Below are 11,632 nucleotides of genomic sequence, written 5' to 3'. Positions count from 1 at the left end.
TTTCTAAAAACATCTTTAGAATTCAGAATTTTATTTTGTAAGTCAAATAATCATGCTGTAGAAGCTCCATCAAATTCCTTATATTCGCAGACGTAAAAAAGGCTTTCTAATCCAACCTTTTTCCAGGTTTAGGGAGTTTTGATACTATAAACCCAAATTCATGTCAGCAACTACCGAAATCTATAAACCAAAGAATCATATCCGAATTGTAACGGCTGCCTCACTTTTTGATGGGCATGATGCTGCGATCAACATCATGCGTCGCATCATTCAGTCTACTGGTTGTGAGGTGATCCATTTAGGACACAATCGTTCCGTTCAAGAGATCGTAGAATGTGCCATCCAAGAGGATGTTCAAGCTATAGCCATTACCTCTTATCAAGGTGGGCACACGGAGTTTTTTAAATACATGTATGATCTCCTTCAGGAAAAAGGAGCTGGGCATATCAAGCTTTTTGGAGGGGGAGGAGGAACCATCCTTCCTGAGGAAATCAAGGAACTGCATGAGTATGGGGTTTGTAGAATCTATTCTCCTGATGATGGTCGTGCCATGGGGCTTCAGGGGATGATCAATGACCTGGTCAAGAAATGCGATTTTCCGATTGGAGATGAGATTTCGGAAGGATTTGATTTGAAAGCCTCTGAAAAATCTCATGTGGCAAGAGCTATATCAGCTTTTGAAAATTTCCCGGAAAATGCATTTAAACTACTTGAGCGGATTCGGAAGGCTAGCGAATTGAGTAAGACTCCTGTTTTGGGAATTACCGGTACCGGTGGAGCTGGGAAATCCTCATTGGTGGATGAGTTGGTTCGAAGGTTTTTAATTGATTTTGAGGATAAAACACTGGCTATTATTTCTGTAGACCCATCCAAACGGAAAACTGGTGGAGCGCTACTAGGTGACCGGATTAGAATGAATTCCATCAATCACCCACGAGTTTTCATGAGGTCTTTGGCTACCCGACAGTCCAATTTGGCACTTTCAAAGTATGTCCAAGATGCTGTCGATACAGTGAAAGCAGCTGGATTTGATCTGGTGATTTTGGAGACCTCCGGAATCGGGCAGTCGGATACAGAAATCATTGAACACTCTGATCTTTCTTTGTATGTAATGACTCCAGAATATGGTGCAGCATCGCAGTTGGAGAAGATCGACATGTTGGATTTCGCAGATGTGATTGCCTTGAATAAGTTTGACAAACGAGGCGCACTCGATGCGATTCGCGATGTCAAAAAACAATACAAGCGAAATCATAACCTTTGGGAAACTCCCGAAGAAGAAATCCCGGTATTTGGCACCATTGCCTCTCAATTCAATGATCCCGGAATGAATCAGCTATATCGGGCGATTGTGGGACGGATCAATGAGAAATTTGGAGGCTTAGAAAGTAGTTTTGAATTGACAGCAGGTCAAAGCGAGAAGATTTATATCATTCCACCTGCCAGAACGCGCTATCTAAGTGAAATCACGGAAAACAACCGTCATTATGATTCTTGGGTGGAAGAGCAGAAGGAGGTAGCCCAGAAGCTTTATTCCATTCATAAATCAATGGAAGCCATTCGGGAAACCAAGGTGGATGACAGGGATAGGCTATTGAAAGAATTGCAGGAGGTTTATGAGCAAGTTGAGTTAGAACTTGACCCGAAAAATAAAAAATGGTTGGAAGAATGGCCGGCTGAGGCAGAGCGCTACCGCGATGACTATTATGTCTTCAAAGTGCGAGATAAAGAGATTAAAATTAAGACTTATCATACCTCTTTGTCAGAGTCCCGGATTCCAAAAGTTTCCCTTCCAAAATATGAAGCTTGGGGTGAGTTGCTCAAGTGGGGACTTCGGGAGAATGTTCCAGGAAAGTTTCCGTACACCGCTGGAGTTTTCCCTTTCAAGCGAGAGGGAGAGGATCCTACCCGAATGTTTGCCGGTGAGGGTGGTCCCGAGCGTACCAACAAGCGTTTTCATTATGTCTCCAAGGACATGCCGGCTAAGCGTCTTTCTACGGCTTTCGATTCGGTAACTTTATATGGCGAGGATCCAGATTATCGACCTGATATCTACGGAAAGATCGGTAACTCAGGAGTTAATGTTTGTTGCCTGGATGATGCCAAGAAATTGTATTCGGGCTTCAATCTAGTAGATCCAATGACTTCCGTATCCATGACCATCAATGGACCTGCTGCTACGATGACAGCGTTTTTCATGAATGCGGCTATTGATCAGCAGTGCGAAGTCTATATTAAAGCAAACGGTCTGGAAGAAGAGGTAGAAGCCAAAATCAATCAGATTTACGAAGAAAAAGGTTTGCTTCGGCCAAAATATAATGCTTCAGTTCCGGCAGGAAATGATGGCTTAGGCTTGATGCTTTTGGGAGTAACGGGCGACCAAGTTCTTCCTGCTGAAGTGTATGCTAAAATCAAAGCTGATACTATTTCTAAGGTCCGAGGAACAGTTCAGGCAGACATCCTAAAAGAAGATCAGGCTCAAAATACCTGTATTTTCTCTACAGAGTTTTCACTTCGGTTGATGGGGGATGTGCAGCAATATTTCATCGATCATAAGATCCGAAACTTCTATTCAGTCAGTATTTCTGGCTATCACATAGCAGAAGCCGGAGCCAATCCAATCACTCAATTGGCCCTAACACTTTCCAATGGTTTTACCTATGTGGAATACTATGTTTCCAGAGGTATGAATGTCAATGATTTCGCTCCAAACCTTTCATTTTTCTTTTCCAACGGAATCGATCCAGAGTACGCGGTAATCGGCCGGGTAGCTCGGAGAATTTGGGCAAAGGCGATGAAGTTGAAATATGGGGCTAATGAGCGTTCTCAAATGCTTAAATACCATATTCAGACATCAGGTCGTTCGCTTCACGCTCAAGAGATTGATTTCAATGATATTCGGACCACGCTGCAAGCACTGTATGCGATTTATGATAACTGCAACTCACTTCATACGAATGCTTATGATGAAGCGATTACTACGCCTACAGAGGCTTCTGTACGCCGTGCCATGGCCATCCAATTGATTATCAATAAGGAATTGGGACTAGCAAAAAATGAGAATCCACTTCAGGGTTCCTTTATCATCGAGGAATTGACTGACTTGGTAGAGGAGGCTGTTTATTTGGAATTTGACCGAATCACTGAGCGCGGAGGTGTCTTGGGAGCAATGGAAACCATGTATCAGCGAGGAAAAATCCAAGAAGAAAGTATGCATTATGAAATGCTAAAGCATACAGGTGAATACCCAATCATTGGGGTGAATACTTTCCTGTCCTCTGAGGGTTCTCCCACCATCGTACCAGGAGAGGTAATCCGGGCTACTAAAGAGGAAAAGGAAAGTCAAATTGCTACATTAAATAATCTTCATCAACGAAATGAAGTGGAAGCGGAAAAGCATTTGAATGCTCTAAAAAAAGCTGCAGTGGCAAATGAAAATGTGTTCGAAAGACTGATGGAGGCAGTGAAATATTGCTCTCTGGGTCAAATCACCCAAGCACTCTATCAAGTAGGGGGGCAGTATCGGAGAAATATGTAATCTTTGCACACTTAGTACTTTATCCAAAAATTAAATTTCCAAATCAAACATATGGCACATCATAGACAAGTCACAGTCCGGATGAAAGCGGATTATGAATATGAAGCAACGAATCAACAGGGCAATACCGTGCAAATCGACATGTATGATGCTCCTGCAAAGAAGGCTCAATCCCCCATGGATATGCTGCTTTCTGCTTTGGGCGGATGTGCTTCAGTGGATGCTGTCTTGATGATGAAGAAGAAGCGTAGAAATATTGCAGATTTCTATGTCGAAGTGAATGGTGAGCGAAATGATGGTGTCCCGGCTTTTTACACCGATATTAATCTACATTTTGTCATAGTATCTCCGGATGCCAAGGTTGAGGAGTTTGCCAAAGTAGTGGCCTTGTCTGTAGACAAATATTGCTCTGTGGCTTCTTCATTGAAAAGTCGAATTACTTACAGTTCGGAAGTAAAAAGACCAGCATGAGAGTCGTAAAGGAGTTTTCTAAGGAAGAAATTCGCGTTAGTATTTTTTCATGGAATAATAAGTATCTGATCAAATTTGAGTTGGGTCCCATGGAGCAAACCTTTAAAGTAAGTGAAGTTGATGTCCTTGATGAGGAGGACTTGAACTCTTTTTGTGAAGGGGATTTTTTTGAAGCAGTCAAACTACGTTTCGAAGAAATGGGGAAAAATTTACGGAAGCAGCTCGAAAATCTTTAAATTACCCCAATGAGTGGGAAAATATTTAGGTCTCTAATAGTGCTAGTGTTGCTTGGTCTATTTTCCAAGTGCAGCAAATCCTTGGAAGAGAGGAAGATTCAAGATCAAGTTCTCTTAGCGGAAATGATTAAAACCCTAGAGTTCCAGGGTGATTCCTTGACAAGGGAAATCTCTTCTTTAGCCGATTTTTTGGACTCGCTGGTAGATCAAAAAGAGGAAATTCTTGCCCAGGAGCGGCCTGACCCATATCGCATGGTTGGTAATTTCTCCTCCCTGCCTACACTCGAAGACTCTACAAAAAGTACAGTAGTCATCTTAAGCACCACCGAAGATTACGAGGCCGCAATTGATGAAATTAAGTTTACTAATTTCTTGGATTCGGCCTTTTACCATTTGGTCAGGAAGTATGGTATCATCGCTCAAGTATACTTAAACACCAGTAATCAATATTCTAGAGTCTTCCCCGCTTATGATGCCAAAAACATCATGGATCCTGATATTGATGTGAAAAAATTCAACTTTTTCTATGAAGCTGATCTTGAGCATAATCCCTCCAAAGGGCCCGTATGGATTCCTGAACCCTATGTAGACCCTGCAGGTAAGGGTTGGATATTATCTTTGATTAATCCCGTTTATGATGGTGATCAGTTGTTTGGAGTACTAGGCATAGACATCACTGTAGATGAAATTATCCAAAGCTTTATCGATGACTTTGAAGGGAGTTTCCTGATTCTGAATAAGAATGGAGATATCGTGGCGGGCTCTTCCTCTGCCATAGAGTCTTTGAGTATGCCCCCATTGAAAAATCATGTCTACAGGGAAACCATCCAATCTGATTCCTTCAGAATTTCTGACTTCAACCTATTTAATAGTAAGAGTAGGGAAGTGAGAAAAATGGCTAAGAGCTTTATCTTGGAAGGAAATGATCATTTTCTTTTTGAAGAGGAAGCGTACCTTGAAGATGCGGTTTGCTTTCCATTTGAGGTCATAGATTGGTACATGGTCAAGATAAATCCACGGGTACAATGAAGGCACCTAAACCTAGATCTTATTTTAGAAACTTTTGGGTGAGCTTTGTGGTTGGAACCCTTTTAGTGATCCTAATTATGGTTCTGGGAATTGGTTTTTTCAACGCGATTTATAATGCGCAAATCGAATCAAGAAGAGACTTTTTAACCAAGCAATCCGAATTGGCTGCGAGGGGTCTGGAATTAGAAATCCGTCGATTTGAGGAAGAATCAAAGGACTTGATCAATTATCTCGAGGATCCTAATCATGAAATCGATGACTATGATGAGGAGTTTACCTATGCAGTAAGAAGGCTTTTCAATGCTTTTCCTCAGTTGATTGACTCAGCATGGGTAGATATGCAGGACTCGGTTTTGACATTTACCTTCAATGAGCGGAATGACTTCTTCAGAAAGGCGGTTGACCAAGGATTTCCGGAGTCTTCTTCTAAGCCTTATGCCAATCTTGTCCTTGGGAAAAAAGGCTTTCGGGTACTTTACAGTTTGAAATTTCTTGATTTTGCGAAGGAATTTGCGGAAAATTATTATCTCAATCCAACCGGTGCTAAGTATTTATTTTTTGAAGACCAACTGTTCCCCTTGAATAAATCTGAAATTAGCTTGCCTGAAAGTGAATTGAGTATTATTCAAAAAGACTTAACTGAGGGTGTTAAAGGTATTTATACCATTAATAGCAGTGTAGGAGAAGATGACTTTACCGGGGTGGCTGCGCAATACCCTTTTCGGTTTCATGTAGCAAATCGGGTAGGGGCTGTGGTCTTTGTGGTTCCTGTAGAAAGTCTTTATTCAGGTATTTACCGCACCTATTTTCTGTCGTTTTTCGGCTTTATGATATTGTTGATTTCTGCGGTAAGTTTTTTTGTGATTTCTCTTAAAAATAGTTTCGAGTTTCAGCGTATCCAAGAGAGCAATATCCAAGAGATTAAGCAACTGTTTGATCAGCAAAATCTGCTCTTACAGGAGTTGCGAGGTTTTGTATTCTTCCATGATCATCGAGGGGAAATCACTCGAGTCAGTCCTGAAGTCGAGCAGGTATTAGGGCATAGTCCGGATGAATTTGTAGCAGCTTTTGCTACTAATTCCAGTCATATGGAAGCCAAATTGGTCAAAAAGCAAGTCATGGATCGAATTGCCCAAAAACAGGATGTATTGAATCTTGAGTATGATTTTGTCCGTCCAGATGGTCAGGAGATTCGAGTAAGAGTTTTTGAAAAATTGATTTTTGACGGAGAAGGCAACTTTAAGGGTGGTATGGGTTTGGGCACTGATATTTCACTTCAATATGAGTCTCAAGAGCAACTCAGAGAAAGTGAAAACCGCCTGAGAAACCTGATTCGAAGTATTCCGGATATCATTTTTATTTATGATAATTCAGGTAAGATTTTAGATTTCCATATTCCTTCAGAAGCAGCTGAAATGATGCCGCCGGAGGATGTGAAAGGTAAAAATCTTAAGGATTTGTTTGATGGTCCAGATGGAGAAGGAGTATTGCAAACCTTCTTAAATGCACTTCAATCTCGGAAAATCCACTCCTTAGAACAGAAAATCCCAACAAAGTCCGGTATCAAGCATTTTGAAACCCGTTTTTTTCCATTGGATCAGCAGCAGATGATATCAATTTCCAAAAATATCACTGGACAGAAAATTTGGGAAAAAGGACTCATGGAAGCTATGGAAGCGGCTGATAAGGCAAGTCGTGCCAAATCGGAGTTCTTGGCAAATATGAGTCATGAGATTCGTACCCCAATGAATGGTCTTTTGGGTATCATAGACCTGCTTGAACAGACCAAGCTTGATAAGGTACAAAAACAATATGCTGATATTATCAAAAATAGTGGGAATATGCTGCTGGGGATAATCAAGGACATTCTTGACTATTCCAAAATTGAAGCTGGAAAAATCGAAATTATCAAAGAGGTCTACGATGCCAATGCGGAACTGGAGAATCAAGCAAAAATCCTTTCAGGACTAGCATCAAAAAAAGAGATAAAATTTACTTTTCAGCGAGCTGATGAGGAAGACTTATTTATAGAGGCGGATAAGGTTAAGATCAATCAGATTTTTCTCAATTTGGCAGGAAATGCCATCAAATTTACTCCAGAAGGAGGGGAAGTAGATATTCGGCTTGAATACGACCCACTTGGTGAGGCACAGGGCTTTTTGAGCTGCACTGTGAAGGATTCCGGGATCGGTATTTCATCAGACCACTTACAGCATTTGAGTGAGCCGTTTTATCAAATTGATAGCTCTAAAACGCGGTCTCACCAAGGTACAGGCTTGGGATTGGCAATAGCCAAAAAGCTTACAGAGCTTCTGGGTGGAAGTTTTGAGGTGGAAAGCCAGCTTGGTGAAGGTTCCACTTTCCAGTTTTCGGTTTTGGTTAAAAGAGTGTCCTCACCTGAGGCTACTGACCCAAAGAGCAAAACGAGCTGGAAAGATATTAAAAATTCTACGGGGAAATATCCGATAAAAGTCTTATTGGCTGAAGATAATGAGCTTAATATTCAACTAATGGGAATGATGTTAAATCAGCTAGGCTTCTCTTATGAAATTGCTAAAAATGGATTGGAAGCGGTCCAAATGGTAGAGAAAAATGGGTATGATATGGTCCTAATGGATGTTCAAATGCCAGTGATGAATGGTCTTGAGGCTACTCAAGCTATCCGAAAACTAGCACTTAGTAAACAGCCTGCCATCATTGGACTTTCTGCGAATGTGTTTGATGAGGACCATATTTCCGCTATCGAGGCAGGGATGGATGATTACCTGACAAAACCAATACGTCTCGGAGTATTAGGAGAGCGGCTCGAATATTTTTTTCAGAAAATAGTTCAGGAAAGCGAATAGAAAGGAACTATTTCTTGTAAGCTACTGCTCTGCCAGTTCTTTTTTGTCTTTTGAACTAATTCTGCCAATGACCATGGGTATCAAAAGGCAGATGATGGCCATAATGGATATCCATGTAGTTTCTTTGAGGAAATTCATCCCAATCAGGAAAATACCACAAAGAATAAAAATGGTTTGAATTAGCTTTTTGTCCCAGAACAATCCAGTATAAATGTAAGCCATACCGATCAGGGAAAACATAGCTGCATTAATGATTGTATTGATCTCTGAGTTGAAATCCAGAAACCAATTCATGACTTTTGCAATCAATACTATCGCTATCAAGAAAAAGAATAGCTTTTGAAGGAAAGGATTAAGTTTCATGCGTTTATAACTTAAAACATGAAACTAAAATAATAGAATTTTTATAAGTTCAAAAACTCCATCTTTAAAAATCAGCCTATTATCAATTTCCCAATTTTTTAGCTTATGCAAAAAAATTACGCTTCTAACAAACTGACCTGGGTCTTTTTTCTAAGTGAATTAAAGAGATTTTTAAAGCCCTAAAACTTCATCACCCATCCATGCGGATCTTCCTTGGTTCCGTATTTGATCCCATCTAATTCAGCTAAAACCCGATGTGAAAAAGCATCTGCGGGTTTTTCTGGAAGTTCGTAATCTTTTCCATCGATATTAATCAAGCGAATATGGGCGATGGTTGCGGCAGTTCCTGTTCCAAATGCTTCCTCGATGCTTCCATCTTCCAAAGCACTTTTCAATTCGGATACGCTTAAAAATCGCTCTTCTACCTCTTCTCCCCAGTCTTTCGCCAATTTCAAAACGGAGTCTCGGGTGATTCCTTTCAAGATGGTATCGCTATGAATTGGGGCTGTGATGATTTTTCCATGGATTTTAAACATCACATTCATGGTACCACTTTCCTCGATAAACTGATGGGTTTTTCCATCGGTCCAGAGCAATTGATCATAACCGGCCTTCTGTGCTAGTAGGGCAGGATAGAGGGAAGCGGCGTAGTTACCTGCTGTTTTGGCTGAGCCAGTTCCGCCTTGCACTGCTCGAGTGTATTTTGTTTCCACTTTTACACTTACTGGCTTGGAATAATAATTCCCAACCGGGCAAGTGAAAATGATGAATTTGTAGGTGTCTGATGGTTTTACCCCAATGTAATCATCCGTGGCAAACATGTAAGGGCGGATATAAAGGGAAGAACCCTTTGCAGTAGGAATCCAATCCCGATCCAGATCAATCAGCTGAGATAATCCTTCCATAAAAACTTCCTCTGGAATCTCTGGCATACACATTCTTACCGCTGATTCATTCATTCTTTTCCAGTTGGCATCAGCACGAAAAATCAAGGCTTCTCCAGCTTCATTTTTGTAAGCCTTCAAGCCTTCGAAAATTGACTGTCCATAGTGAAGGGCAGCATTCGACGGGTATAATTGCAAAGGACCATAAGGAACTATTCTTAAGTCAGTCCACTCGCCGTTTTTATAGTCCGCCACAAACATGTGGTCAGAGATGGTTTTCCCAAAAACTAAATTTGAAAAGTCGGTTTCAGCTAGTTTGGACTTCTGAACCTTGGTAACGGGTATGGCTAGTGATGTCTTCATGTTCTTCTATACTAAAAGCTATGATTATTTTATATTTTTTGGATTGAGCTCTTCAATCAAAACCCAATGATATTTTCATTTTTTACTTCTAACTTTCTCCTTCCTGCTTCCTTCTCCCAGCTTCCAACTTCTCCCTTCCCTCTACGTCTTGCTGGGAAATATAATTATTCTCCAATTTAAATTTTCAGGCCCAGCGCTGGTTTTCTAGTCTACTTTAGAACCCTGGGTTTCACCCAGGGCTATTCACAATTTGACCCCTTCAGGGTCTTTTTGGTTTTTATTCCTAGCCCAGACTAGCGAACCTTGTACTTAACTTCGAACTTTGCAACCTTTCAACTTTCCCGCTTCCCACTTCCAACTTCAAGTTCCCAATTTCCCTCTTCCTTCTCCCGGCTTCCAACTCCCATCTTCCCACTTCAAGCTTCCAACTTCCCACTTCCCTCTTCCTACTTCCTTCTCCCATCTTCCAACTCCCATCTTCCAACTCCCATCTTCCCACTTCAAGCTTCCAACTTCCCACTTCCCTCTTCCCACTCCAAACTCCCTACTTCCCCTCAACTCTCGGTCTCCAAGTCACCTCTTCGACCTCTAGTTCTTGGGCCATTTTTCTACCTAATACAAAGAAGTAATCGGAAAGTCGGTTGAGGTATTTCATGACAAGTTGATTGACTTCTTCATAGGAAGCCAGCTCTACGACCAAACGCTCTGTGCGACGGCATACTGTGCGGGCCAAGTGGCAAAAAGAGACGGATTGATGTCCGCCCGGAAGAATAAAGGCGGTTAATGGTGGTAATTGCTCTTCCATTTGATCCATCTCCTTTTCCAACAGATCAATGTCAGATTCGTGCAAGTCTGGTTTTTTGACTTTGTCTTTGCCAGGACTGGTAGCAAGGTCAGCACCGATTGTGAAGAGTCTATCCTGAATCTCCTTTAAGATCGCACCTCTTTCCTTATTTACTTCTTGATCTCGAAGCAGGCCCACATAGGAATTAAGTTCATCCACAGTGCCATAGGCATCGATTCGTAAATCAGATTTTGGAACTCGAATACCCCCTAATAATGAGGTGATCCCTTCGTCTCCGGTCTTTGTATAAATTTTCATTCTACTCCCTGCTTTGATCGCACAAAATTAAGAATCTATTTCGAAAAGGGCAGGGTTTAGACTGCTTCGCTCACTCCGCGAGTAGGGTTGGGGTTGACTGTGTCGGACTCAACCAATCCATCCCGAAGTCTGACAATTCGGTGAGCATAGTGAGCAATATCATCCTCGTGAGTTACCATGATGATGGTATTTCCTTTGCTGTGCAGCTCATGGAAAAGCTCCATGATATCGTAAGATGTTTTGGAATCTAGGTTACCTGTAGGTTCATCGGCAAGAATAATACTTGGATCATTGACCAAGGCTCTTGCAATGGCGACACGCTGACGCTGACCACCGGAAAGTTCATTTGGACGGTGTTTTGTTCGATCGCCCAAGCCTACATTTTCCAAGGCTTTGAAAGCCATTTCTTCCCGCTCTTCTCGACTAAACCCTGCATAAACTAATGGTAGGGCAACATTCTCTAAGCAGGAAGCTCTCGGAAGCAGGTTAAATGTCTGGAAGACAAAACCAATTTCTTTATTTCTGATTTCAGCCAGCTCATTCTCAGTCATGGAGCTGACATCTTTATTATTCAAAATATAGGAACCTGAAGTTGGTGTGTCGAGGCAGCCAATGATATTCATCAAAGTGGACTTACCCGAACCGGAAGGTCCCATGAATGCTACATATTCCCCACGATCCACGGTTATGGATACAGACTTGAGAGCTTGAATAGTTTCGGCTCCCATTTTATAGGTTTTGTTGATTTCGTGGGTTTCTATGACTCGACTCATGTGGTGTAGGTTTAGTTCGCTTAAAGT

Annotated in this window: 10 protein-coding genes; 5 read left to right on the top strand and 5 right to left on the bottom strand. The window is 41.5% G+C overall.

Translation table 11 applies throughout. From position 1 onward, the window contains the following. Positions 1 to 160: 160 nt before the first annotated feature. The 5 genes from G457_RS0111500 (at position 161) to G457_RS21375 (ending at position 8,120) form a co-directional block, all read left to right on the top strand. On the top strand, positions 161 to 3,538 hold the full coding sequence (locus tag G457_RS0111500) for a methylmalonyl-CoA mutase family protein (protein WP_026946617.1): 3,378 nt from the start codon (positions 161 to 163) through the stop codon (positions 3,536 to 3,538). A 51-nt stretch (positions 3,539 to 3,589) separates the two neighbouring features. Next, entirely contained in the window at positions 3,590 to 4,009 is a 420-nt protein-coding gene (locus G457_RS0111495) for an OsmC family protein (protein ID WP_024282718.1), read from the top strand. Continuing rightward, entirely contained in the window at positions 4,006 to 4,245 is a 240-nt protein-coding gene (locus G457_RS0111490; RefSeq protein ID WP_026946616.1) for a hypothetical protein, read from the top strand. The genes G457_RS0111495 and G457_RS0111490 overlap by 4 nt, the downstream gene beginning before the upstream one ends. A gap of 123 nt (positions 4,246 to 4,368) precedes the next feature. Further along, a complete protein-coding gene (locus G457_RS21380; RefSeq protein WP_155847136.1) occupies positions 4,369 to 5,274 on the top strand; it encodes a cache domain-containing protein in 906 nt (301 codons plus the stop codon). After that, on the top strand, positions 5,271 to 8,120 hold the full coding sequence (locus tag G457_RS21375) for a PAS domain-containing hybrid sensor histidine kinase/response regulator (protein ID WP_051260795.1): 2,850 nt from the start codon (positions 5,271 to 5,273) through the stop codon (positions 8,118 to 8,120). The genes G457_RS21380 and G457_RS21375 overlap by 4 nt, the downstream gene beginning before the upstream one ends. A 21-nt stretch (positions 8,121 to 8,141) precedes the next feature. Here the strand turns inward: G457_RS21375 and G457_RS0111475 are convergent, their stop codons facing one another. The 5 genes from G457_RS0111475 to G457_RS0111455 form a co-directional block, all read right to left on the bottom strand. Continuing rightward, positions 8,142 to 8,483, bottom strand: coding sequence for a hypothetical protein (locus G457_RS0111475; protein WP_026946615.1), 342 nt, complete (start codon positions 8,481 to 8,483; stop codon positions 8,142 to 8,144). Between the two features lie 179 nt (positions 8,484 to 8,662). Next, a complete protein-coding gene (locus G457_RS0111470) occupies positions 8,663 to 9,730 on the bottom strand; it encodes a branched-chain amino acid aminotransferase (RefSeq protein WP_026946614.1) in 1,068 nt (355 codons plus the stop codon). A 360-nt stretch (positions 9,731 to 10,090) separates the two neighbouring features. Continuing rightward, positions 10,091 to 10,288, bottom strand: a complete 198-nt coding sequence (locus G457_RS22545) for a hypothetical protein (protein WP_155847135.1) — start codon at positions 10,286 to 10,288, stop codon at positions 10,091 to 10,093. Further along, positions 10,275 to 10,832, bottom strand: a complete 558-nt coding sequence (locus G457_RS0111460; protein ID WP_026946612.1) for a cob(I)yrinic acid a,c-diamide adenosyltransferase — start codon at positions 10,830 to 10,832, stop codon at positions 10,275 to 10,277. Before G457_RS0111460 ends, G457_RS22545 begins: the two co-directional genes overlap by 14 nt. Positions 10,833 to 10,888: 56 nt before the next feature. Beyond that, positions 10,889 to 11,605 (bottom strand): ABC transporter ATP-binding protein, encoded by a 717-nt coding sequence (locus tag G457_RS0111455; RefSeq protein WP_026946611.1) that lies wholly within the window; start codon positions 11,603 to 11,605, stop codon positions 10,889 to 10,891. Positions 11,606 to 11,632 lie beyond the last annotated feature (27 nt).

The organism is Algoriphagus marincola DSM 16067, from assembly GCF_000429405.1.
GTDB classification, from domain to species: domain Bacteria; phylum Bacteroidota; class Bacteroidia; order Cytophagales; family Cyclobacteriaceae; genus Algoriphagus; species Algoriphagus marincola.
This window is presented reverse-complemented; position numbering and strand designations above follow the sequence as displayed.

Bases quoted from the DNA above. Each gene is read 5' to 3' on its own strand.
- G457_RS0111500 (WP_026946617.1), top strand. From the start codon at position 161: ATGTCAGCAACTACCGAAATCTATAAACCAAAGAATCATATCCGAATT.
- G457_RS0111490 (WP_026946616.1), top strand. From the start codon at position 4,006: ATGAGAGTCGTAAAGGAGTTTTCTAAGGAAGAAATTCGCGTTAGTATT.
- G457_RS0111470 (WP_026946614.1), bottom strand. From the start codon at position 9,730: ATGAAGACATCACTAGCCATACCCGTTACCAAGGTTCAGAAGTCCAAA.
- G457_RS0111495 (WP_024282718.1), top strand. From the start codon at position 3,590: ATGGCACATCATAGACAAGTCACAGTCCGGATGAAAGCGGATTATGAA.
- G457_RS0111475 (WP_026946615.1), bottom strand. From the start codon at position 8,483: ATGAAACTTAATCCTTTCCTTCAAAAGCTATTCTTTTTCTTGATAGCG.
- G457_RS0111455 (WP_026946611.1), bottom strand. From the start codon at position 11,605: ATGAGTCGAGTCATAGAAACCCACGAAATCAACAAAACCTATAAAATG.
- G457_RS21375 (WP_051260795.1), top strand. From the start codon at position 5,271: ATGAAGGCACCTAAACCTAGATCTTATTTTAGAAACTTTTGGGTGAGC.
- G457_RS0111460 (WP_026946612.1), bottom strand. From the start codon at position 10,832: ATGAAAATTTATACAAAGACCGGAGACGAAGGGATCACCTCATTATTA.
- G457_RS21380 (WP_155847136.1), top strand. From the start codon at position 4,369: ATGATTAAAACCCTAGAGTTCCAGGGTGATTCCTTGACAAGGGAAATC.